A 22,273-nucleotide genomic window follows, 5' to 3' on the forward strand; every position below is an offset into this window, starting at 1 on the left:
CACTGTGACTTCATGGACCCACGGAGCACAGAAGGGGTGCGTGAGTCATGGCCAAGCAGAACGTCTCCGAACAATTCGTGGACATCCTCGTTCGCGCGGGTGTCAAACGTCTCTACGGGGTGGTCGGGGACAGCCTGAATCCGGTCGTGGACGCGATCCGCCGGAACTCCGCGATCGACTGGATCCACGTACGGCACGAGGAGACCGCGGCCTTCGCGGCGGGGGCCGAGGCCCAGATCACGGGCTCCCTCGCGGCCTGCGCCGGCTCCTGCGGGCCGGGCAACCTGCACCTCATCAACGGCCTGTACGACGCGCACCGCTCGATGGCCCCGGTCCTCGCGCTCGCCTCGCACATCCCGTCCAGCGAGATCGGCCTCGGCTACTTCCAGGAGACGCACCCCGAGCGCCTCTTCACCGAGTGCAGCCACTACAGCGAGATGATCTCCAACCCGCAGCAGATGCCCCGGGTGCTCCAGTCGGCGATCCAGCACGCCGTCGGCCAGGGCGGCGTGGGCGTCGTGACGCTGCCCGGTGACGTGGCCGCCCTCGACGCGCCGGAGCAGGCCACCGAGCAGGCCATGATCACCTCGCGGCCCACGGCGCGCCCTGGCGACGACGAGATCGAGCGCCTGGTGAAGCTCATCGACGAGGCGGGCCGCGTCACCCTGTTCTGCGGAGCGGGCACGGCGGGCGCGCACGCCGAGGTCATGGAGCTGGCCGAGAAGATCAAGTCGCCGGTGGGCCACGCGCTGCGCGGCAAGGAGCACATCCAGTACGACAACCCGTACGACGTCGGCATGAGCGGACTGCTGGGCTACGGCGCCTGCTACGAGGCGACCAACGAGTGCGACCTGCTGATCCTGCTGGGCACCGACTTCCCGTACACCCCGTTCCTCCCGGACCGGGACACCAAGATCGTGCAGGTCGACGTCCGGCCCGAACACCTCGGCCGCCGCTGCAAGCTGGACCTCGCCGTCTGGGGCGACGCGCGCGAGACGCTGCGCGCGCTCATCCCCCGGGTCAAGCCCAAGGCCAACCGCAAGTTCCTCGACAAGATGCTCAAGAAGCACGCCGACGCGCTCGAAGGGGTCGTCAAGGCGTACACCCGCAAGGTCGAGAAGCACGTCCCGATCCATCCCGAGTACGTCGCCGCCGTCCTGGACGAGGTCGCGGACGAGGACGCCGTCTTCACCGTCGACACCGGCATGTGCAACGTGTGGGCGGCGCGCTACATCACGCCCAACGGCCGCCGGCGCATCATCGGTTCCTTCCGTCACGGCTCGATGGCCAACGCACTGCCGCAGGCGATCGGCGCCCAGTTCGCCGAACCCGGCCGGCAGATCGTGTCGATGTCCGGGGACGGCGGGTTCTCCATGCTCATGGGGGACTTCCTGACCCTCGTGCAGTACGACCTGCCGATCAAGGTGGTCCTGTTCAACAACTCCTCGCTCGGCATGGTCGAACTGGAGATGATGGTCGGCGGCCTGCCCGCCTTCGGCACCACCAACAAGAACCCGGACTTCGCGGCGGTGGCCCGAGCGGCCGGCGCCTACGGGGTGCGGGTCGAGAAGCCGAAACAACTGGAGAGCGCCCTCAAGGACGCCTTCAAGCACAAGGGGCCCGCCCTCGTGGACATCGTCACCGACCCCAACGCGCTGTCCATCCCGCCGAAGATCAGCGCCGACATGGTCACCGGGTTCGCGCTCTCCGCGAGCAAGGTCGTCCTGGACGGCGGGGTCGGCCGCATGCTCCAGATGGCCCGCTCCAACCTCCGCAACGTGCCCCGTCCCTGAGCCCGCGCCGCCCCCGGCCGCTCGTCCGCCGCGAGGTCGTTGTACGCCGTCTTCCGGCCGTCCCCGACGTCGTGACCCGTGACACGCGTCGCCGGGGGCGTAACCGGGCATGGTGTCCGTATACGTGTTCGTTATACGAGGGCGTACGAACGCGGAAACGAGGGCCCGCGGAAGCGGGCCCGCACGCGGACGACACCGAGGTGCCGGACGAGGTACCGGGAGGTGTCCGAGTCGGCGGGGCGACCTGCCACGGGGGTGGAGCCGGTCATGGAGAGGCATACGGGCGGTGGTTCCGGTACCGCCCCTCGGCGCGGGACGAACCGGCGCGCGGCGCGGCGGGCACCGCGCGGCCGGCGGCTCACGCGGAAGCTGACGCGGACCGACCTGCGGGCCGTCTCCGAGGTGCGGCACGCCTTGCGCGCCCTGCTGGACGACACGGACCGCTCGGAGTGCGCCGACACGGCGGAACTGCTGACCAGCGAGCTGGTGACCAACGCCCTCGTGCACACCGCGCACGACGCGGTCGTCACCGCCACGGTCGGGCCGCGGGGCCTGCGCGTGGAGGTGCGGGACTTCACGGGCCACCGGCCCCGGCCCCGCACCCCGGTACCCGACGAGCACACGGGCGGCCGGGGCCTGGGCCTCGTGCAGTCGCTCGCCGACTCCTGGGGCGTACGGGCGCTCGGCGTCGGCAAGGTCGTGTGGTTCCAGCTCGACGACCCCGCCGGGCCCGGTGAGGCCGAGAGCACGCCGGAAGCGGACGGGCGCACGGAGGACGGCGGCGCCCCGCCCCCCTGATCACCAGGGGGGCGGGGCGCCGCCGCCGCTCACCAACGCCGGACCGGGCGCGTGGCGCGCTCAGCCGAACTGCCGCTCCATCTCCTTGAGCTTGCGCTCCAGCGAGTCGAGCCGCGGCAGCGCCTGCGTGTCGTCCTCCGCCGTCAGGTCGACGACGTCCGCTCCTTTCGGAGCACCCTTCTCAGCCTCGTCCGGCGTGGCCGACAGAGCCTGAAGGGAGGGGCGGGCGGACACCGGGGGCTGGTCCTGCCCCGGTATCGCGGGGTCCGCCTCGATCTGGGCCTGGCCCGCGGTCATCGCCTGCTGGACCTGCTGGACGTCGACCTGACGGCCGCCACCCCTGCCGCCCCAGCCCCGGCTGCCCCGGCTGATGGCCTTCAGCTGAGCCTTCTTCAGGCGCGCCTGCTCACGGTCGCGCTGACGCTCCAACTGCTTCTGCCGCTTGTCGTCCCGCACCTCGTCGACCGCCTCGTCCAGGCTGCGCACGCCCTCCAGGAGCATGAGCGACCAGGCGCCGAAGGTCTCGCGCGGCGCCCGCAGCCAGCGGACCATACGGATCTGCGGCAGCGGACGCGGCACCAGGCCCTGCTCGCGCAGCGCGGCCCGGCGGGTCTGCTTCAGCGCGCGGTCGAACAGCACCGCCGCCGACAGGGACATGCCGGAGAAGAACTGCGGAGCGCCCGCGTGGCCCGCGCCCCTCGGAGCGTGCACCCAGTTGAACCAGGCGGCGGCACCGGCGAAGGTCCACACCAGCAGGCGCGAACCGAGCGCCGCGTCACCGTGACTGGCCTCGCGCACGGCGAGCACGGAGCAGAACATCGCCGCCCCGTCCAGGCCGAAGGGCACGAGGTACTCCCAGCCGCCGCTGAGGTTCAGGTTCTGCTGGCCGAAGCCGACCAGCCCGTGGAAGGAGAGCGCGGCGGCGACCGCCGCACAGCAGAAGAGCAGCACGTACGAGGCGCTGCCGTAGATCGCTTCCTTGCGCCGGCGCCGCTCCTCGCTGCGCTCCCACGTGTCCTCGGCCGCTGCCGCCTTGGCCCCGGCCCGCTTGCCACGCGTGAGCACCGCGACCGCCACCAGCATGCCCAGGAGCAGTACGGCGCCGGGTAGCAGCCAGTCCAGCGATATGTCGGTCAGTCTCATCAGGGGTCCCTTGCGTCGCGGTAGGGCCTTTCGGTGCCATAGTGGCGCACTCCGAAAAGCCGTCAGGTGTTTTCCGGGCAATAGGGCGCCACGAGTGGGGAGCCTGCCCCCGGAAGGCGTCAACCTGCTCGAACTCTCCTGCGAAAACCGGGAGTTCAGTGCGAGACAGATTACCCGTAAGCGAGGATCGGCGGGAAATGCTTGCTATCGGGAACGTCGCGCCGCCCACCGCGCCGCCCCGCCGGTTCGCGGGAAACGGGAATCCAGGCGGGGACGGCCGGAAAGAACCTGTGTGGAAGGGGTGTTGGGAGGGTAAAGCCCGGTTGTCTCTCGTCCGGGCCACGCCCCGTCGTCACCGTTCGCGGCCGTCGCCGGTGTGACGGTTCGTGAACGGAGTGGTGACCGGGGCGCGAGGGAGGGCCGTGGCCGGGCTTTGGCCGGTGCCGTGGGGACGCGCGAAAGCCCCGCCGGGGCGGGGCCGGGCGCCGACGCGTACTCGGGGGTTCGAACGGGTGAGCGCCGGGGCGGGGTGGTCAGCCCTGCGCCGCGCGCTCCGCCACGAGGCGTTCGACCCGCTCGGTGTCGCAGGTGCGCGGGCAGGTCACGCAGGTGTCCTCGGGGCGCAGCGTGTAGAACATGCAGCAGCTCGCGCGGTCCCTCGTCTGGAGAGGCTCGCCCTGCGGGCCGGTCAGCTCGCGGAAGCCGGTACCCCCGACGTACGGCTTGGTGGAACCGGGCAGCAGTGCCTCCAGCTCCGCCATGGCGCGCTGCTCCTCGCCGAGCAGATGCCCGACGTACCACAGGCTCTCGACGATCTCGTCGGTCGCCGTGCCCCACAGCGCCCGGCCGCGCCGCCGCATCCGCGGGCCGAAGCTCTCGAAGAGCGGCAGCAGGTGGGCCGCCACGGCCGACCGCACCTCCGAGCGCAGCGCCTCCTCGTCCGGGACCACGACCGCCAGGGGGTGCCCGGCCGCCGGATCGTCGGGCAGGCACGCGAAACTCGTCGGCCGCAGGGCCATCCGGCCCCGCGCGCGGTGGAAGGAGACCTGATCCACGGTGACGCGCGGGACCCGGCGTACGAGGAACCACGGCACCGTGATCAGCAGGCAGGCCGGCCAGGCGTACCGGTGGAAGCCGAAGCTCGCGACGACGTCGGGGCGCGCCTGCTGTCCGTAGTCCCGCTCGACCTGCTCGCTGTCCCAGGACAGGAACGTGTCCAGGGCGGCGCCGCCGGCCGCGAGCGCCGCGACCTCGACCCAGCCCGGCCCCTCGGGGAGGCTCCCGTCCGCCGGCACCTCGGTGACCTGGAGCCCGGGGAAGACCTCGGCCAGCCGCGCGTAGGCGTCGGCGACCGGGGAGGGGGTGGACGGCGCGGAGAGGGCGGGCAGGCGGGCCGGAGCCGGGGCGGGAAGGGGCATGCCGAGGACCACCGAATCGGGTTCGTTTGCAGGTAAGCCTTACCTTACCCGAAGTGATCCAGATGGGAAGCGGGGGCCCGGCCGCCTATCGTGCTCACGGGGTACGCACATCTGTGCGCCCCCAGGAGCCGCCCCCAAGGCCCCCCGAGGAGAGACCGCAGTGGACCACGACCGAGGTGGACGAGAGGCACCGTCCGGCCGTCGGCCGGAGACAAAGGCGTCCGGCGCCGCCAGCCCGAGCCGGGAGCGGTCCTTCGGCGAGCACCCGGAGCGGACCGCCGCAGGCCCGCAGTGGCCGGGGTCGCCGGGGCGGCCCACGCCGGTGCCGCGGCCGCGGTATCCGGGGGACCCCCACGGCAGTCCGGCCCGCGGGGAGCATCCGCACGCGCGGCGGCCGGGCGTGGACGAACCGGCGGAGCCCTCGGGCCTCTCGGATGCCGCGGACCCCTCAAACCCCGTGGACCCGACGGGAACTTCCGGCCCGGCGGAGCCGGACCACCCCCACGGCCCCGGCCCGGCCGGTCCGCGTACGCCCCTGCGGCGTTCCTCGGTGCGCGGGCAGATCCTCAGCGCGCTGCGCTCGGCCCTCGACGCCGGTGAACTCGTGCCCGGCGAGGTCTACTCCGCCCCCCTGCTCGGTGAACGCTTCGGCGTCTCCGCCACCCCCGTCCGCGAGGCGATGCAGCAACTGGCCGCGGAGGGCGCCGTGGAGACCGTGCCCAACCGGGGCTTCCGCGTCGTCTCCCGTACCCCGCGCGACCTGAGCGAACTGTCCGAGATACGGCTCCTGATCGAACTGCCGACGGTCTCCCGGCTGGCCAGGGACGCCTCCCCGGAGCGCCTGGCCGAGCTGCGCCCGCCCGCCGAGGCCACCCTGCGGGCCGCCGAGGCGGGGGACCGGGGCGTCTACGCGGAGGCCGACCGCGCCTTCCACCGCGCGGTGCTCGCCCTGTGCGGCAACCACCACCTCGTCCGGGTCGCCGACGACCTCCATCTGCGCGGGCAGTGGCCGACGGGACAGGGGCGCGGGGTGCTGGTCGCCGACGCGGTCCAGCACGTCGCGCTCGTGGACGCGCTCGTCGAGGGCGACGTCGGCGCCGTACGCGAACTCGTACGCGGCCACTTCGCCGCGGCGGAGTGAGCACGCGGCCCCGCTCCGGCCGCCCCTGATCCCGCACGCGCGGACGGCCGGGCCGACCCCGTACGGGCGGCGACGGGGCCGACCCCGCACGCGCGGCGACTGGACCGGTCCCGCACGCGTGACGACGGTCCGGCCGTCCGCCGGCCGTCCGCCAGTCCCCGGTTCCCCGGCCCCGGCTCCGTCCCCTCCTAAGCGAGGTCGGCGGTGGGGGCGGGCAGCCGCAGGCGGGGGGCCAGCGCGGCGGGGACCTTCCCCAGCAGGAGCCACAGGCGGCGGGCCTCCGCGCGCAGGCGCGCGGCCTCGCTCTCGCCCTCCGCGTCGGCCAGCGCGGCGAGCGTCGCCGCGACGCCCACGACATAACCGAGGTCCTCCCGCAGCCGCAGGCACTGCCCGAAACCGTGCCTGGCCTCCGCCAGCTCACCGTCGCGCAGCGCGAGTTCGGCGAGATGGTGCCAGGTGTACGACTGGAGCAGCAGGTCGTGGTGGGCGGTGGCCCCCGCGTGCGCCCTGCGGTACGCGGCCCGCGCCGACTGCGGGGCGCGGGCCAGATGCTCCGCGATCAGTCCGCGCCGGAAGTCCAGCAACGGGCGCCGCGCCGAACCGGGGGCCAGCAGGGCGGCGGCCCGGCCCAGCGCGCTGCTCGCCTCGTCGGCCCGGTCCCGGATGCCGAGGAGGGTGGCCGCGTAGGCGAGGTGCCCGCGTTCACAAGCGGCCGCGCCCCGGGCGTCGTCGTCGCGGGCCAGCGCCTCCGCCGTCCGCAGCCCGTCCTCCGCCTGCTCCCAGCCCTCGCCCGTGTACAGACAGCCCTCGACGAGCAGGGCGGCGCGCCGCAGCGCGGGCTCGGGCCCCGGAAGGTCCTCCAGCAGGCACGCGGCCTCGCTCCAGCAGCCGCGCGCACGCAGCCGCCACACCGAGTTCTCCACGGACGCCGCCCGGTCCCCGGGCGTGGACGTCGATACGGAATCAGGCATGGCGGTGTCCGCCACCTTCTCCTCCTCAAGCGCGCCGGCGAGCTCTGGGCGAATCCCAGCACGGATAGCCGGTCGCGCCAAGAGGGCGGGTGAAACTTTTCACAAGACGGTCGGCGGGTCGTACCGCCCCGGGATTCAGGGGCGCGACAGCCGCCGCGTCCCCCACCTGCGCGGGGAGCACGGAACCCCCGGGTCCGGCTGCTCCGTCCGGGGGAGACGCGGACCGGACGCGTCGGCCGGTGCGCGGACCCGGGCGCGGCGGCGGAAGGCTCAGCTCATCCGCAGGGCGAGGAAGAAGTCGAGCTTGTCCTCCAGACGCGACAGGTCCCTGCCGGTGAGTTGCTCGATCCTGCCGACCCGGTAGCGGAGGGTGTTCACATGCAGATGCAGCCGGGTCGCGCAGCGGGTCCAGGACCCGTCGCTGTCCAGGAACGCCTCCAGGGTCGGCACCAGCTCGGCCCGGTGGCGGCGGTCGTACGCGCGCAGCGGGTCGAGCAGCCGCGCGGTGAAGGCGCGGCGCACGTCGTCGGGGACGAAGGGCAGCAGCAGGACGTGCGAGGCCAGCTCCTGATGACCGGCCGCGTTGACCGGCCCGGGACGCGCGGCCGCGACCCGGCGGGCGTGCCGGGCCTCTTCGAGGGCGCCGCGCAGCGCCTCGGCGGAGTGCACGGCGGCGCTCACCCCGAGCGTGAGCCGGCCCTCCTCGCCGAGTCCGGCGCCCAGCGGCTCGCTCACCTCGTCCAGCAGGGTCTGCGCGAGCAGACCGGACTCGGAGCCGTCGTGCTCGGCGGCGACCGCGGGCAACGGGACGAGGGCGACCGCCTCGTCCCCGAGCTGGGCGACAGCAGTCCGGTCGCCGTTGTCCTGCCCCGCGCCCGGCGGACCGCTCAGGATCTCCTCCAGCAGAGCCTGAGCGGGCCGCCCGTCGGTGTCCGGCTCCCCGGCCCACTCGACCCGGGCGACGATCACCTGCCAGTGCGGGGCGGCCCCCGCGCCCGGCATCAGGACCGGCGCCGCGACCCGCAGCCGGGCCGCGGTCTCGGCGGCCGGGGCCCCGCTCTGCACCAGCTCCAGGATCTCGCCGGCCAGCCGCCGCCGTACGGTGCGCGCCGCCTCCCTGCGGTCCCGTTCGACCGCGATGAGCTGGGTCACCCCCTCCAGCAGCTCCCCGCGCTCCCGCGGCCAGTCCGCAGCGTCCGCCGCCACGGCCAGCAGCCACTGGGTCAGCTCGGCGTGGCGCCGTCCGGGCCCGGTGACCGGGTCGGGCAGGGCGCCGGAGGGCCGTACTGGGAACAGCGAGTACACCGTCCCGTCGACGGTGAGCCGGTGCGGGCCCAGACGTCCGGTCCGTACGGCCGTGAGGTGCCCGGCCGCGAGCGCCGTCCGCGTCTCGGGGCTCAGCCCGGCCGAGGCGGCGAGCTGCGAGCCGGCCACCTCGCGGCCGGTCGCCGACAGGACCCAGGCGCGCAGATCGAGATCGCTGCCGAGCAGGTCGAGCACGGCTCCCGGGCCGCCGCCCGCCGGTCCCGCCGTCATGAGCCTGCGGTGCCGGTCGACGACCGCCGCGAGATCCCCGGCGCGCTCTCCGGACACCTGTCGTACGACGTGTTCGGTGATGGCCGCGAAGGCCACCCGCTCGCTCACCGAGAACAGCGGCAGCCGGTGGCGCGCGCAGGCCGCGACCAGATCCTCGGGGACCGGACCGAGCTCTGCCTCGCCCGCCGCGAGGGCGACGACCCCCGCCTCGGCCAGGATGCGCGCGAAGGACTCCGAGTCCTCGGGGCCGTGCCGCCAGGCGAGCCCGGTCAGGACCAGCTCCCCGCCCGACAGGTAGCGGCTCGGGTCGCGCAGATCGGTCGTCATGACCCCGCGCACCGTGCGCTCCAGTTCCTCCGCCCCGCCGAGCAGCCGCAGCCCCAGCGCGTCGGTCTCCAGCAATGCGCGCAGCCGCATGTCCTCGCCGCCGATCCGTCTAGAAAAGATGTCCGTGTCCCCGCCCCACCCCGGCAAGGTCACCGCGACCGGTGTCGCCTGGGGTTTCCCCGGGGAAACAGTGAGGTTAACCGGCCCCGCTGTTCATATGAATCTACAAGACCATGGGGCTGGCCAGCGAACTCCTTCATGGATTCGGTGACTGCCCTCACCCGTGCCCGCCCCGCTTCACTGGACCCACCGTGGCGCGGGTCACACCGCCGCCCTCCCGCCCCCCGCGGCCCACCGCCCCGCCCGCGTACCCCTCCGGTACCTGTCCGCACCTCCGGAACGACCCGCAAGACGACGCGTACGGCCGGGAAGCCCCCGCGCGCGGTACGCGAGGCCCGTCCGTACGCCCGTCCCGACCGGAAGAGAGCCGTCATGGACTTCCTTCGCCCCGCCGACTGGGAGGAGGCGCTGGCCGCGAAGGCGGAGCATCCCGGCGCCGTGCCCCTCGCGGGCGGCACCGACGTCATGGTCGAGATCAACTTCGACCACCGCAGGCCCGAGCACCTGCTCGACCTCGGCCGGATCACCGAACTCGCCGAGTGGGAGGAGGACGGGGATACCGTACGGCTCGGCGCGAGCGTGCCGTACGCGCGCGTCATGACGGACCTGAGGGCCCAGTTGCCCGGCCTCGCGCTCGCCTCGCACACCGTGGCGTCCCCGCAGATCCGCAACCGGGGCGGGGTCGGCGGCAACCTCGGCACCGCCTCCCCGGCCGGGGACGCGCACCCCGCGCTGCTCGCCTCGGGCGCCGAGGTCGAGGCGGCCTCCGTGCGCGGCACCCGCCTCATCCCGATCGACGACTTCTACACCGGCGTCAAGCGCAACGCGCTCGCCCCCGACGAACTGATCCGCGCCGTGCGCGTCCCGAAGGCGCGCGGACCGCAGCAGTTCTCGAAGGTCGGCACCCGCAACGCCATGGTCATCGCGGTGTGCGCCTTCGGCCTCGCCCTGCACCCCGACACCCGCACCGTGCGCACCGGTATCGGCTCCGCCGCCCCCACCCCGGTCCGCGCCAGGGACGCCGAACTGTTCCTCGACTCCGTACTGGAGGAGGAGGGCTGCTGGGACAGCGGCCGGGCCCCCGGCGCCGCCGCCCTCAAGGAGTTCGCGCAGCTGTGCTCGGCCGCCTGCAACCCCATCGACGACGTACGCGGCAGCGCGGGCTACCGCCGGCACGCGGTCGGCGTGATGGCCCGCAGGACACTCACCTGGGCCTGGGAGGCCCACCGCACCGGACACCGGCAGGGAGGCGCGGCATGCGCGTGAACTTCACCGTCAACGGACGCCGTCAGGAGGCGGACGACGTGTGGGAGGGCGAGTCCCTGCTGTACGTGCTGCGCGAACGGCTGGGCCTGCCCGGCTCCAAGAACGCCTGCGAGCAGGGCGAGTGCGGCTCGTGCACGGTGCGGCTCGACGGCGTGCCGGTGTGCGCCTGCCTGGTCGCGGCCGGGCAGGCCGAGGGGCGCGAGATCGTCACCGTCGAAGGGCTCGCCGACCACGCGGCGCGCCGTACGGCCGAGGAGACCGGCCGGGCGGCCGGGGGCGTGCCGCTCGACGCGGCCCGCCGCTGGCAGGCGCGCCCCGACGATCCCGCGGTCCTCCCGCTCTCGCCCGTGCAGCAGGCGTTCGTCGACGCGGGCGCCGTCCAGTGCGGCTTCTGCACCCCCGGACTGCTGGTCGCCGCCGACGAGATGCTGGAGCACAACCCCTCGCCGACCGACGCGGACATCCGCGAGGCGCTGTCCGGCAACCTGTGCCGCTGCACCGGCTACGAGAAGATCCTCGACGCCGTCCGGCTGGCCGCCGCCCGCCAGGAGACCGCGAAGGAGGCGATCTGAGTGCGCCCCACCCGACCCCGGTCCGAAACCGCCGCGGCCGCTCGTGAGACCCCGGCCGCCCGCAGGACCCCGCCGGCCGGCACCCCGACCGGACTGACCCAGAACCAGGGCACCGGCACGCGCGGCGGCATCGGCGAGTCCACCCTGCGGCCCGACGGCGTCCTGAAGGTCACCGGCGAGTTCGCGTACGCCTCCGACATGTGGCACGAGGACATGCTGTGGGGCCACACCCTGCGCTCGCCCCTCGCGCACGCCGAGATCCGCTCGATCGACACGGCGCAGGCCCTCGCGACGCCCGGCGTGTACGCGGTCCTCACCTACGAGGACCTGCCGACCGAGGTCAAGCACTACGGGCTGGAGATCCAGGACACCCCGGTCCTCGCGCACGGCCGGGTGCGCCACCACGGCGAGCCCGTCGCCCTCGTCGCCGCCGACCACCCGGAGACCGCGCGCCGCGCCGCCGCGAAGATCAAGGTCGACTACGCCGAACTGCCGGTGGTCACGGACGAGTCGAGCGCCACCGCTCCCGGCGCACCGCTGATCCACGAGAACCGCGCGGACCACCACATCGGCCACGTCCCGCACCCCAACATCGTGCACCGCCAGCCCGTCGTGCGCGGGGACGCCGACGCGGCGGCCGCCCGCGCCGACGTGACCGTGCGCGGCGAGTACGTCTTCGGCATGCAGGACCAGGCGTTCCTCGGCCCCGAGGCGGGGCTCGCGGTGCCCGCACCGGACGGGGGAGTGGAGCTCTACATCGCGACCCAGTGGCTCCACTCCGACCTCGGGCAGATCGCCCCGGTCCTCGGCCTGCCGCCCGAGAAGATCCGGATGACCCTCTCCGGGGTGGGCGGCGCCTTCGGCGGGCGCGAGGACCTGTCGATGCAGATCCACGGCTGCCTGCTCGCGCTGCGCACCGGCAAGCCCGTCAAGATGGTCTACAACCGCTTCGAGTCCTTCTTCGGCCACGTCCACCGCCACCCCGCGAGGCTCCAGTACGAGCACGGCGCGACCCGCGACGGGAAACTCACCCACCTCAAGTGCCGCATCGTGCTGGACGGCGGGGCCTACGCCTCCTCCTCCCCGGCCGTCGTCGGCAACGCGGCCTCCCTCGGCGTGGGCCCGTACGTCGTGGAGGACGTCGCCGTCGAGGCCGTCGCGCTCTACACCAACAACCCGCCGTGCGGGGCGATGCGCGGCTTCGGCGCCGTCCAGGCGTGCTTCGCCTACGAGGCGCAGATGGACAAGCTCGCGGCGGCACTCGACATGGACCCGGTCGAGTTCCGCCGCCGCAACGCGATGTCCCAGGGGGACCTGCTGCCCACCGGCCAGGTCGTGGACTCCCCGGCCCCGGTCGCCGAACTCCTGCGCCGCGTCAAGGCGCGGCCGATGCCGCCGCAGCGGCAGTGGGAGTCCACCGAGGGCGTCGACGTACGGCAGTTGCCCGGCGGACTGTCCAACACCACGCACGGCGAGGGCGTCGTCCGGGGCGTCGGCTACGCGGTCGGCATCAAGAACGTCGGCTTCTCCGAGGGCTTCGACGACTACTCGACCGCCCGGGTACGCCTGGAGAACCTCGGAGGCCAGGCCGTCGCGACGGTGCACACCGCGATGGCCGAGGTCGGGCAGGGCGGCGTCACCGTGCACGCCCAGATCGCCCGCACCGAACTCGGCGTCACGCAGGTCACGATCCAGCCCGCCGACACGCGGGTCGGCTCGGCCGGTTCCACCTCCGCCTCGCGGCAGACCTACGTCACCGGGGGCGCCGTCAAGCACACCTGCGAGGCCGTCCGGGCCAGGGTGCTCGACCTCGGACGCGCCAGGTTCGGCACCTACCACCCCGCGTGGGCCACCGCCGAACTCCTGCTGGAGGAGGGCAAGGTGGTGACGGACGGCGGGGAGGTGCTCGCGAGTCTGGCCGAGGTCCTGGGCGAGGAGGTGATCGACATCGAGAAGGAGTGGCGCCACCGGCCCACCGAACCCTTCGACCTGCGCACCGGCCAGGGCAGGGGCCACGTCCAGTACTCCTTCGCCGCACACCGCGCCGTGGTGGAGGTGGACACCGAACTCGGCCTCGTCAAGGTCGTGGAACTGGCCTGCGCGCAGGACGTCGGCAAGGCGCTCAACCCGCTCTCCGTGCAGGGCCAGATCCAGGGCGGCACGACGCAGGGCCTCGGTATCGCCGTCATGGAGGAGATCCTCGTCGACCCGGTCACCGCGAAGGTGCGCAACCCCTCCTTCACCGACTACCTCATCCCGACCATCCTCGACACGCCGACCATCCCCGTCGACGTCCTCGAACTCGCCGACGAGCACGCCCCGTACGGGCTGCGCGGCATCGGCGAGGCGCCCACCCTGTCGTCCACCCCGGCCGTACTCGCCGCGATCCGCGCGGCCACCGGCCTCGAACTGAACCGCGTCCCGGTCCGGCCCGAGCACCTGACCGGCACGGGGGGCTGAGGACGGGCGGGCGGGCCCCCGGCCCGCCCGCGAGCCGTCCCGCCCCCCCTCCGTCCGACCCCGTCCCCCCGTTCCCGAGGAGACCGCGCATGCTGGACATCGCCGACGTACTGCACGGCTGGGCCCGACAGGGGCGCGCCTTCGCGGTCGCCACGGTCGTCTCCGTGACCGGCAGCGCCCCGCGCCGGCCCGGCGCGGCGCTCGCCGTGGACGAGAACGGCTCCGTGACCGGCTCGGTCTCCGGGGGCTGCGTCGAGGGCGCCGTCTACGAACTGTGCCGCCAGGCCCTGGGCGACGGACGCACCGTCCTCGAACGCTTCGGCTACAGCGACGAGGACGCCTTCGCGGTCGGTCTCACCTGCGGCGGCGTCATCGAGGTCCTCGTCACCCCGGTGCGCCCCGGCCAGGAGCCGTACGCCCGCGCGCTGGAGACCGCCGCCGGGGGCGGGACGACGGCGCTGGCCCGGATCGTGGACGGGCCGCCCGAACTGCTCGGCGCGGCCCTCACCGTGGACGCCGGGGGCCGGTCCGGCGACGGCTTCGGCGGCCCCGGGGCGCTCGACCGCACGGCCCGGCGCGAGGCGGCGGCGCTGCTCGCGGCGGGCCGCACCGGCCGCGTCACCATCGGCGCGGACGGCTCGCGCTGCGGACGCCCGGTGACCCTGCTCGTCGAGTCCAGCGTGCCGCCGCCCCGGCTCATCGTCTTCGGGGCGATCGACTACGCGGCGGCGCTCGTCAGGGCCGGCGCCTTCCTCGGCTACCGCGTCACGGTGTGCGACGCGCGCCCCGTCTTCGCGACCCCCGAACGGTTCCCCGGCGCCGACGAGGTGGTGGTCGAGTGGCCGCACCGCTACCTCGGGGCGACCGCGACCGACGAGCGCACCGTGCTGTGCGTCCTCACGCACGACGCCAAGTTCGACGTCCCGCTGCTACGGATCGCGCTGCGCCTGCCGGTCGCCTACGTCGGCGCGATGGGCTCGCGCCGCACCCACCTGGACCGGCTGCGCCGCCTGCGCGCGGAGGGGATGACGGAGACCGAACTCGCCCGCCTGCGCTCACCGATCGGCCTCGATCTCGGGGCCAGCACCCCGGAGGAGACCGCGCTGTCGATCGCGGCGGAGATCGTGGCCGTGCGCAACGGCGGCACCGGAGCACCCCTGACCGGTGCGCACCGCCCCATCCACGCCACCCGGCCACCGCTGGGCGCCCGGCGCAGCGCGGCGTACTGAGAGCCGTGCGGAGCGGGGCCGGATGCCAGGGTCCACCGGCGACCCCGCACCGCGGGTGTCCCAAGCTCCGCCGCGGTGGGCGAAGTTCGGGCCGGAGTGGGCGGCCGGGACGCGCGGACGCGGGGGCGCGCGGCCGGGGAGACGGTCGCGGCCCGGCGGCTACGCCCGTTCCCGCAGCTCCACGTAGCGCCCCCGCAGTCGCGCACCGTCCGCCGCCGACCAGCCGGCGTCGACGTGGCCCAGGACCGGCGGCGTCACACTCTCCGACTCGTTCCCGGTCAGGACGCGGTGGAAGCGCAGTACGGGCCCGGGAGCGCCGTCGCCTCCGGTGAGCAGGACGTCGGTGCCCTCGGGCCCCGAGACGACGGAGGAGATCTCCGCGCCCGCGCTCGCGGCGAGCGCCTCCGGGACGGGGGCGGGACGCCGCGCCAGCACCGACGGGTCCGGGGTGTCGCTCTCACTCTGCGCCTGCGGTGCGGCCTCGCCCCGCAGCAGGGCGAGCACCTGGGCGACCAGCACGGGGTCGTGCGTCCCGTCGTACACCCAGCGCTTGCCGAGGACCCCGTGCTCGGCCGTGCCGATGAGACCGGCCTCGGCGCCGTCTAGCGGAGCCGCGCGGTACGTGAACGGCACGTGGTAGATGACGGGTTCGGGGCCCGAGGAGTCGGAGGCCGCCATGAACTCGATCCCGACCTCCCCGGCCGGGTCGTCGAGGCGGAACCCTCCGGCCTTGACCGGGGCGGCCGCCTCCGGCCCGGGGCCCCGGTACCAGGGCTGACGGGGCAGCCACCCGGCCAGCAGCTCCACCTTGGTCGGAGTCAGTGTCGTACGGTGAACGACCGCCATCGCGGAAAACCTTTCGTAGACCCGGGCGCCTCACGAGGCACGCCGCCCACATCCTGCCAGCCGCCGCACCACCCCGCCCGTGTCATTCCGTCAGCACGAGCCACTGCCGCCCGTCGACGAGTTCCCGGACGACGTCGAGGTGCCCGGCGTGACACGCGGTCTCCGCCACGACGTGCAGCACCACCTCGCGCACGGAGTGCAGGCGGTCGTCACCGAACAGGTCCTCGTGCCACCACGCGGGAGGGGTGAGCGCGGTACGGGCCGCGAGGACCGCGTCGGCCGAGGCGCACTCCGCGCGGTAGAGGCCGAGGACGCCCGGCGTGTCGTCCCCGGGGGCGAGCCGCCAGGCGTTGTCCTTCCCGGTGGAGGCCAGCACCTGGGCCACCACCTCCTCCTCACCCGCGACGACCCCCCGGAACCAGAACCGCTCGACATCCAGCGCCAGATGCCGCACCAGCCCGAGCGGACTCCATCCGGAGGGCAGCACCGCGCCGTGCAGCGCCTCCTCGTCCAGCCCGTCGAGAGCCTCCAGGACGTGCCGCCGCTGGGCTCTCAGCACATCGAGCAACACCCCGACCTCGGTATCCGACCCGGCCGGCCCGCCGGCCTGAGCGCTCCTCGTGTCCACAGCGACATCCCCTCTCGGTCCACCAGCACGTGTCCGTTCCGGGTGCCGCACCAGGCGGCACCCGCAACCCACCGTAGGACGGGGCACTGACAGCGGGGCGGCGCCGGGCACGGCCCCCGAGCCCCCGGGTTTACAGGAACTCCGCTCCGGTGGGCCGGGGCCGACTCGGCCGCGAGGCGGCGGCGCCCGGCGAGTCCGGACCGCGACAGCCGCGGCGGCCGGGCGTCCTCGCCCGCGACGACGTCGCCGACGCGCGTGACGTACTGGTCCCGGCCGTGCGCCACCACGCGACGCCGGCGCGGTACGCGCGCCGGCTGAGGTGACGACCCGGCCCGCCCCGCGCGCCATGCCCCCCGACACGCCCCCGAGGACCGTTCCTGTCCGCGAGACGTCCTACCGTGCCGTCATGAAGACGTCAGCCGCCTCCGTCCTCGGTGACCGTGCGCTCGGCCGGGCCCTGCTCGCCCGGCAGTTCCTGCTGGAGCGGGTGTCGCTGTCCACGGCAGAGGCCCTGAGCCGGCTGATCGGGCTTCAGGCGCAGAACGTGAGACCGCCCTACGGGGCGCTCGCCGCCCGGCTCGACGGGTTCGGGCCCGCGGAGCTGTCCGGGGCCATGGAGCGGCGCGAGGCGGTGCGGCTGGTCACGATGCGATCGATACTGCACACGCACACGGCGGCCGACGCGCTCGCCCTCGCCCCGTTCACCCTGCCCGTGCGCCACCGCGAACTGGCCCACTTCCGCAAGGGGCTCGTCGGGGTCGACCTCGACCGGCTCACCGCGGTCAGCCGTGCGCTGATGCTGGAGGAGCCGCGCACGCCCGCGCGGTTGAGGGACGCGCTCGCACCCTTGTGGCCCGAGGCCGACCCGCGCGCCCTCTCGGTCGCGGCGCGGTGCCTTCAGCACCTCGTCCAGGTCACTCCGCGCGGGCTGTGGGGCCGAAGCGGTGGCGTGGCGCTCACGCCGCTCGATCACTGGCTCGGCGGGCAGGTGCCCGAGGGGGGGGCCGCCGCGCGGGACGTCGTGCGGCGGTACCTCGGCGCCTTCGGGCCCGCCTCCGTGAGGGACGCGCAGCGCTGGTCGGGGCTCACCGGGCTGCGGCCCGTCTTCGAGCAACTCCGGCCCGAACTGCTCGTGTTCCGCTCCGAGAAGGGCACCGAGCTGTTCGACCTGCCGGACGCGCCCCGGCCCGATCCCGACACCCCCGCGCCGCCCCGCCTGCTGCCCGAGTTCGACAACGTCCTGCTCTCGCACGCCGACCGCGCCCGGATCGTGCCGGCCGCCCACAAGGGCCGCACCTGGAAGGGCAACCGCGCCTTCCCGGTGCTTCTCGTCGACGGACGGGTCGCCGGGGTGTGGGAGCCGCGCGACGCCACCGTCACCGTACGGGCCTTCGCCCCGCTCGACCGGCGGGCGCGCGAGGCGACGGCCGCCGAGGCGAGCCGTCTGCACGCGGTGCTCGCCCCGGCGGCGGAGGACGGCGCCGCCTTCGACGTCCGCTTCGAGCCCGCGCCGGGGTGACCTGGGCGCGGCGGCCCCTGCCTGACCGTTCGGACAGGCCCTACGGCAGCAGCCCCGCGCGGCGTGCCCTGGCCACCGCCTCCCCGCGCGTGTGCGCCCCCAGCTTGCGCATCGCGGAGCGCAGGTACGCCTTGACGGTCTCGGGGCGCAGGCCCAGCTGCCGGGCCGCCAGGGCGTTCGTCGCCCCCTCGGCCACGCGGCCGAGGACGTCCAGTTCGCGCGGGGCCAGCGCCGCCCCGGCCCCCGGCCCGTGCGGCGTGCCCGCCCCCGCCAGCCGCGCACAGGCCGCGAGGAGCTCCGCGCGCAGCGGCCCCTCCTCCAGACGGGGCGCGAGGGCCCGCAGCTTCCCGTGCGCCGCGCGGACCTCCTCCCACGCGGCGGCCGAGTCCACCGGTTCGCGGGCCGCCGCGAGCAGGGCGCGGACCTCGTCCCGTACGACGAGGGACTGTTCGACGTCGCGGGCCGCCTCGACCGCGGCGTGCAGCGTCCGGTCGCCCAGCGGCTCGGCCGAGCGCAGCGCCCCGTACAGCACGGCCCGCACCCGGCGCCGTACGACCACGGGCACCGCGAGCACGGCGCGCAGCCCCTCCGTCGCGACCGCCACGTCGTACTCGTGGCTGATGGAGCGCGCGAGGCGGTAGTCGGTGACCGCGCACGGACGGCCCAGGGCGACCGCCTTCCCGCCCAGGCCGTTGCCCGCCGACACCGCGAGGCCGTCCAGCGCCGCCGTGCCCGTACCGCTCAACTCGCCGATACGCACCCGGCGCCCGCCCCGCAACGGGCCCCCGAAGGCCACGGGCAGTCCCGTGGCGCGGCGCAGCCGCAGCAGGGCCGCCCGGATGTCGCCCGCGTCGCCGGGGTCCGCCCGGCCCGTGACCGGGGTGTGCGCCGCCATGTGTGCCTCCGTCCGCCACCGTGCCGGGAAAAGTACGCCGCCACCCCCGAACAGGGGTAGTGAGACCCACGTCACGCGTACACGATGGTAAGGAGAGGTCTGGCAATCAGGAGGACACATGACGGCAACACCCCCCGAAGGACCCGCGGAGCGGGACGCCGCGTCCCGAGGCGAGGTGGCCGGACCCGGCGGCGGACCGCGGGCGACCGGCGCCTCCGCTTTCCAGGAGCCCGCGGCGACCAGGGAGTTCCGGGCCGCCCGCGACTTCCTCGTGGCGCACCGGGAGGACTACCGCGCCGCCTGTGAGGGCTTTTGCTGGCCGCGCCCCGAACTGTTCAACTGGGCCCTCGACTGGTTCGACCGGATCGCCGAGGGCAACGACCGTACCGCCCTGCACATCGTGGAGGAGGACGGCGCCGACACCGAGGTCTCCTTCGCCGAGATGTCCCGCCGCTCCTCGCGGGCCGCCAACTGGCTGCGCGAGCAGGGCGTAGGGCCCGGGGACCGCGTCCTCATGATGCTCGGCAACCAGGCCGAGCTGTGGGAGCTGATGCTCGCCGCGATGAAGCTGCGCGCCGTCGTCATCCCCGCCACGCCCCAGCTCGGCCCCGTCGACCTGCGTGACCGCGTGGAGCGGGGCGAGGTCCGGCACGTCGTCGTCCGGTCCGGGGACACCGCGAAGTTCGACGAGGTGCCCGGCGCCTACACCCGGATCGCGGTCGGCGCGCCCCGCCCCGGCTGGCTCTCCCACGCCGACGCGGCCGCGGCCCCCGAGGCGTTCACCCCCGACGGGCCGACCCGCTCCGACGAGACGCTCGTGCTGTACTTCACGTCCGGTACGACGGCCCGGCCCAAGCTCGTCGAGCACACCCACCTCTCGTACCCGGTCGGCCACCTGTCCACGATGTACTGGATCGGGCTGCGCCCCGGCGACGTGCACCTCAACATCTCCTCGCCGGGCTGGGCCAAACACGCCTGGTCGAACTTCTTCGCCCCGTGGAACGCCGAGGCGACCGTCTTCCTCTTCAACTACACGCGGTTCGACGCGGCCCGCCTCATGACCGAGATGGACCGCGCGGGCGTCACGAGCTTCTGCGCCCCGCCCACCGTGTGGCGCATGCTCATCCAGGCCGACCTGAGCGCGCTGCGCACCCCGCCGCGTTCCGTCGTCGCGGCCGGCGAGCCACTGAACCCCGAGGTCGTCGAGCACGTCAGGCGCGCCTGGGGTGTGACCGTCCGGGACGGCTTCGGGCAGACCGAGACCTCCGTGGCCGTGGCCAACACCCCGGGGCAGCCCGTCAGGGCCGGCTCGATGGGCCGGCCAAGCCCCGGCTTCCGCGTCGAACTCCTCGACCCGGTCACGGGCGAGTCGGGCGCCGCCGAGGGCGAGATCAGCCTGGACCTGTCCGCCCGGCCGGTGGGCCTCATGAACGGCTACCACGGCGACCAGGAACGCACCTCCGCCGCGACCGCGGGCGGCTTCTACCGCACCGGTGACATCGGCGCGCGCGACGCCGAGGGCTACCTGACGTACATCGGCCGCGCCGACGACGTGTTCAAGGCCAGTGACTACAAGATCAGCCCCTTCGAGCTGGAGAGCGCGCTGCTGGAACACCCGGCCGTCGCCGAGGCCGCCGTCGTGCCCGCCCCGGACTCGCTGCGGCTGAACGTGCCGAAGGCGTACGTCGTCCTCGCCGAGGGCTGGGAGCCGGGCGCCGACACCGCGAAGCTGCTGTTCGAGCACTCCCGCGCGGTCCTCGCGCCCTACAAGCGGCTGCGCAGGCTGGAGTTCGGCCCGCTGCCCAAGACGGTGTCCGGCAAGATCCGCCGGATCGAGCTGCGCGAGGCGACCGCCGCCGGTTCCGACGCCGAGTACCGTGAGGAGGATTACCGATGAGCGCCGCCACCGGGGCGGGGGCCGTGACGGGCCCCGCGCTCTCCTACGCGCACGGCACCGCCGGGGCACCGCTGCTGGGCGACACCATCGGCGCCGATCTGGCGCGCGTCGTCGCCGGTTTCCCCGAGCGGGAGGCGCTGGTGGACGTGCCCTCCGGGCGCCGCTGGACCTACGCCGAGTTCGGCGCGGCCGTCGGGGAGGTGGCGCGCGGGCTGCTCGCCCGGGGCGTCCTCAAGGGCGACCGGGTCGGGGTCTGGGCCGTCAACTGCCCCGAGTGGGTGCTGCTCCAGTACGCGAGCGCCCGTGTGGGCGCGATCCTGGTGAACATCAACCCGGCCTACCGCTCCCACGAACTGGCCTATGTGCTGCGGCAGTCGGGCACCGGGCTGCTCGTCGCCTCGCCCCGGCACAAGGGCACCGACTACCGCGCGCTCGTCGAGGAGGTGCGTGCGGAGTGTCCCGGACTGCGCGAGGTGGTGTACATCGGGGAGCCCTCCTGGGACGCGCTGACCGCGGCCGGGGCCGGGGTGTCCGAGGACGAACTCGCCGCCAGGGAAGCCGGCCTGTCCTGCGACGACCCGGTGAACATCCAGTACACCTCGGGCACCACCGGCTTCCCGAAGGGGGCCACGCTCTCCCACCACAACATCCTCAACAACGGCTACTGGGTGGGGGAGACGGTCGGCTACACCGAGACCGACCGGGTGTGCCTTCCCGTCCCGTTCTACCACTGCTTCGGCATGGTCATGGGAAACCTCGGGGCCACGTCGCACGGCGCCTGCGTGGTGATCCCCGCGCCCTCCTTCGACGCGCGCGCCACACTGGAGGCCGTGGCCGCGGAGCGCTGCACCTCCCTGTACGGGGTGCCCACGATGTTCATCGCCGAGCTGAACCTGCCCGGCTTCGCCTCCTACGACCTGTCGACGCTGCGCACCGGCATCATGGCGGGCTCGCCCTGCCCCGTCGAGGTCATGAAGCGGGTGGTCGCCGAGATGCACATGGCGGAGGTGTCCATCTGCTACGGCATGACCGAGACCTCCCCGGTCTCGGTGCAGACCCGCCGCGACGACGACCTCGAACGCCGTACCGCCACCGTCGGCCGGGTCCTGCCGCACATCGAGGTCAAGGTGGTCGACCCGGTCGGCGGGGCGACCGTCCCGCGCGGCGCGACCGGTGAACTGTGCACCCGGGGCTACTCGGTCATGCTCGGCTACTGGGAGGAGCCCGAGCGCACCGCCGAGGCGATCGACGCGGGCCGCTGGATGCACACCGGGGACCTCGCGGTGATGCGGGAGGACGGGTACGTCGAGATCGTCGGCCGGATCAAGGACATGATCATCCGGGGCGGGGAGAACGTCTACCCGCGCGAGATCGAGGAGTTCCTCTACACGCACCCGAAGATCGCCGACGTCCAGGTCGTCGGCGTGCCGCACGAGCGGTACGGGGAGGAGGTCCTGGCCTGCGTGGTCCCGCGCGATCCGCAGGACCCGCCGGGCCTCGCCGAACTCCAGGAGTTCTGCCGCGACCGGCTCGCCCACTACAAGATCCCCAGCCGGCTGGGCGTACTCGACTCCTTCCCGATGACGGTCTCGGGAAAGGTCCGCAAGATCGAACTGCGCGAGCGGTACGGGTCGGCGGACGCCGCCGCGCCCCGGGCCGAGGAGCCCGGGACGCGGCGGTGACAGCGGGTCCCGGGCGTCTCGCGCCGCCCGGG

At 74.3% G+C, this 22,273-nt stretch carries 18 protein-coding genes; 11 read left to right on the top strand and 7 right to left on the bottom strand.

Annotated features, from left to right (window positions below):
* Positions 1-47: 47 nt before the first annotated feature.
* Positions 48-1,793, top strand: a complete 1,746-nt coding sequence (locus ACFYMP_RS12490) for a pyruvate dehydrogenase (RefSeq protein ID WP_388854897.1) — start codon at positions 48-50, stop codon at positions 1,791-1,793.
* Positions 1,794-2,060: 267 nt separating this feature from the next.
* Complete coding sequence (locus tag ACFYMP_RS12495) at positions 2,061-2,591, top strand: ATP-binding protein (protein WP_388854900.1); 531 nt, start codon at positions 2,061-2,063, stop codon at positions 2,589-2,591.
* A gap of 60 nt (positions 2,592-2,651) precedes the next feature.
* On the opposite strand, the gene ACFYMP_RS12500 is transcribed toward ACFYMP_RS12495, so the two are convergent.
* Both ACFYMP_RS12500 and ACFYMP_RS12505 read right to left on the bottom strand, forming a co-directional pair.
* Positions 2,652-3,734, bottom strand: coding sequence for a DUF2637 domain-containing protein (locus tag ACFYMP_RS12500; RefSeq protein WP_388854903.1), 1,083 nt, complete (start codon positions 3,732-3,734; stop codon positions 2,652-2,654).
* A gap of 533 nt (positions 3,735-4,267) precedes the next feature.
* Positions 4,268-5,152, bottom strand: coding sequence for a (2Fe-2S)-binding protein (locus ACFYMP_RS12505; protein WP_388854906.1), 885 nt, complete (start codon positions 5,150-5,152; stop codon positions 4,268-4,270).
* Between the two features lie 457 nt (positions 5,153-5,609).
* On the opposite strand from ACFYMP_RS12505, the gene ACFYMP_RS12510 reads away from it, so the two are divergent.
* Positions 5,610-6,293: a GntR family transcriptional regulator gene (locus ACFYMP_RS12510; RefSeq protein WP_388854909.1), complete on the top strand. Its 684-nt coding sequence runs from the start codon at positions 5,610-5,612 to the stop codon at positions 6,291-6,293.
* 188 nt (positions 6,294-6,481) lie between these two features.
* Here the strand turns inward: ACFYMP_RS12510 and ACFYMP_RS12515 are convergent, their stop codons facing one another.
* Complete coding sequence (locus ACFYMP_RS12515; protein ID WP_388854913.1) at positions 6,482-7,264, bottom strand: hypothetical protein; 783 nt, start codon at positions 7,262-7,264, stop codon at positions 6,482-6,484.
* Positions 7,265-7,534: 270 nt separating this feature from the next.
* Positions 7,535-9,217, bottom strand: a complete 1,683-nt coding sequence (locus ACFYMP_RS12520) for a PucR family transcriptional regulator (RefSeq protein ID WP_388854916.1) — start codon at positions 9,215-9,217, stop codon at positions 7,535-7,537.
* A gap of 402 nt (positions 9,218-9,619) precedes the next feature.
* Here ACFYMP_RS12520 and ACFYMP_RS12525 point away from each other — a divergent pair, with 402 nt between their 5' ends.
* The 4 genes from ACFYMP_RS12525 (at position 9,620) to ACFYMP_RS12540 (ending at position 14,774) form a co-directional block, all read left to right on the top strand.
* Positions 9,620-10,513, top strand: a complete 894-nt coding sequence (locus ACFYMP_RS12525; protein ID WP_388854919.1) for an FAD binding domain-containing protein — start codon at positions 9,620-9,622, stop codon at positions 10,511-10,513.
* Positions 10,504-11,085: a (2Fe-2S)-binding protein gene (locus ACFYMP_RS12530; RefSeq protein ID WP_388854922.1), complete on the top strand. Its 582-nt coding sequence runs from the start codon at positions 10,504-10,506 to the stop codon at positions 11,083-11,085. The genes ACFYMP_RS12525 and ACFYMP_RS12530 overlap by 10 nt, the downstream gene beginning before the upstream one ends.
* A 93-nt stretch (positions 11,086-11,178) precedes the next feature.
* Complete coding sequence (gene pucD / locus ACFYMP_RS12535) at positions 11,179-13,545, top strand: xanthine dehydrogenase subunit D (protein WP_388855171.1); 2,367 nt, start codon at positions 11,179-11,181, stop codon at positions 13,543-13,545.
* Positions 13,546-13,634: 89 nt separating this feature from the next.
* Positions 13,635-14,774, top strand: coding sequence for an XdhC family protein (locus ACFYMP_RS12540; RefSeq protein WP_388854925.1), 1,140 nt, complete (start codon positions 13,635-13,637; stop codon positions 14,772-14,774).
* A 159-nt stretch (positions 14,775-14,933) separates the two neighbouring features.
* Here the strand turns inward: ACFYMP_RS12540 and ACFYMP_RS12545 are convergent, their stop codons facing one another.
* The gene (locus ACFYMP_RS12545; RefSeq protein ID WP_388854928.1) at positions 14,934-15,620 is read right to left on the bottom strand and encodes a 1,4-alpha-glucan branching protein; all 687 of its coding nucleotides are present in this window, start codon (positions 15,618-15,620) and stop codon (positions 14,934-14,936) included.
* Between the two features lie 82 nt (positions 15,621-15,702).
* Positions 15,703-16,191: a DinB family protein gene (locus ACFYMP_RS12550; RefSeq protein ID WP_388854931.1), complete on the bottom strand. Its 489-nt coding sequence runs from the start codon at positions 16,189-16,191 to the stop codon at positions 15,703-15,705.
* A gap of 206 nt (positions 16,192-16,397) precedes the next feature.
* On the opposite strand from ACFYMP_RS12550, the gene ACFYMP_RS12555 reads away from it, so the two are divergent.
* Together ACFYMP_RS12555 and ACFYMP_RS12560 are read left to right on the top strand one after the other, a co-directional pair.
* Positions 16,398-16,571: a hypothetical protein gene (locus ACFYMP_RS12555; RefSeq protein WP_388854934.1), complete on the top strand. Its 174-nt coding sequence runs from the start codon at positions 16,398-16,400 to the stop codon at positions 16,569-16,571.
* 83 nt (positions 16,572-16,654) lie between these two features.
* Positions 16,655-17,767, top strand: a complete 1,113-nt coding sequence (locus ACFYMP_RS12560) for a winged helix DNA-binding domain-containing protein (RefSeq protein WP_388854937.1) — start codon at positions 16,655-16,657, stop codon at positions 17,765-17,767.
* Between the two features lie 40 nt (positions 17,768-17,807).
* Here ACFYMP_RS12560 and ACFYMP_RS12565 read toward each other — a convergent pair whose 3' ends face one another.
* Positions 17,808-18,662 carry a response regulator transcription factor gene (locus ACFYMP_RS12565; protein ID WP_388854940.1) on the bottom strand — a complete coding sequence of 285 codons (855 nt, stop codon included), beginning with the start codon at positions 18,660-18,662 and terminating at the stop codon, positions 17,808-17,810.
* Positions 18,663-18,780: 118 nt separating this feature from the next.
* Between ACFYMP_RS12565 and ACFYMP_RS12570 the strand changes: the two genes are divergently transcribed.
* Both ACFYMP_RS12570 and ACFYMP_RS12575 read left to right on the top strand, forming a co-directional pair.
* Complete coding sequence (locus tag ACFYMP_RS12570) at positions 18,781-20,559, top strand: AMP-binding protein (protein WP_388854943.1); 1,779 nt, start codon at positions 18,781-18,783, stop codon at positions 20,557-20,559.
* Complete coding sequence (locus ACFYMP_RS12575) at positions 20,556-22,241, top strand: AMP-binding protein (protein WP_388854946.1); 1,686 nt, start codon at positions 20,556-20,558, stop codon at positions 22,239-22,241. Before ACFYMP_RS12570 ends, ACFYMP_RS12575 begins: the two co-directional genes overlap by 4 nt.
* The last annotated feature ends 32 nt before the right edge of the window (positions 22,242-22,273 follow it).

This window comes from Streptomyces sp. NPDC007088 (assembly GCF_042869355.1).
In the GTDB taxonomy this organism is placed as follows: domain Bacteria; phylum Actinomycetota; class Actinomycetes; order Streptomycetales; family Streptomycetaceae; genus Streptomyces.

What these genes read in the sequence shown, in the direction of transcription:
- ACFYMP_RS12565 (WP_388854940.1), bottom strand. Translation starts at nt 18,662, where the DNA reads ATGGCGGCGCACACCCCGGTCACGGGCCGGGCGGACCCCGGCGACGCG.
- ACFYMP_RS12505 (WP_388854906.1), bottom strand. Translation starts at nt 5,152, where the DNA reads ATGCCCCTTCCCGCCCCGGCTCCGGCCCGCCTGCCCGCCCTCTCCGCG.
- ACFYMP_RS12530 (WP_388854922.1), top strand. Translation starts at nt 10,504, where the DNA reads ATGCGCGTGAACTTCACCGTCAACGGACGCCGTCAGGAGGCGGACGAC.
- ACFYMP_RS12570 (WP_388854943.1), top strand. Translation starts at nt 18,781, where the DNA reads ATGACGGCAACACCCCCCGAAGGACCCGCGGAGCGGGACGCCGCGTCC.
- ACFYMP_RS12500 (WP_388854903.1), bottom strand. Translation starts at nt 3,734, where the DNA reads ATGAGACTGACCGACATATCGCTGGACTGGCTGCTACCCGGCGCCGTA.
- ACFYMP_RS12545 (WP_388854928.1), bottom strand. Translation starts at nt 15,620, where the DNA reads ATGGCGGTCGTTCACCGTACGACACTGACTCCGACCAAGGTGGAGCTG.
- ACFYMP_RS12520 (WP_388854916.1), bottom strand. Translation starts at nt 9,217, where the DNA reads ATGCGGCTGCGCGCATTGCTGGAGACCGACGCGCTGGGGCTGCGGCTG.
- ACFYMP_RS12490 (WP_388854897.1), top strand. Translation starts at nt 48, where the DNA reads ATGGCCAAGCAGAACGTCTCCGAACAATTCGTGGACATCCTCGTTCGC.
- ACFYMP_RS12525 (WP_388854919.1), top strand. Translation starts at nt 9,620, where the DNA reads ATGGACTTCCTTCGCCCCGCCGACTGGGAGGAGGCGCTGGCCGCGAAG.
- ACFYMP_RS12575 (WP_388854946.1), top strand. Translation starts at nt 20,556, where the DNA reads ATGAGCGCCGCCACCGGGGCGGGGGCCGTGACGGGCCCCGCGCTCTCC.
- ACFYMP_RS12540 (WP_388854925.1), top strand. Translation starts at nt 13,635, where the DNA reads ATGCTGGACATCGCCGACGTACTGCACGGCTGGGCCCGACAGGGGCGC.
- ACFYMP_RS12560 (WP_388854937.1), top strand. Translation starts at nt 16,655, where the DNA reads ATGAAGACGTCAGCCGCCTCCGTCCTCGGTGACCGTGCGCTCGGCCGG.
- ACFYMP_RS12495 (WP_388854900.1), top strand. Translation starts at nt 2,061, where the DNA reads ATGGAGAGGCATACGGGCGGTGGTTCCGGTACCGCCCCTCGGCGCGGG.
- ACFYMP_RS12515 (WP_388854913.1), bottom strand. Translation starts at nt 7,264, where the DNA reads ATGCCTGATTCCGTATCGACGTCCACGCCCGGGGACCGGGCGGCGTCC.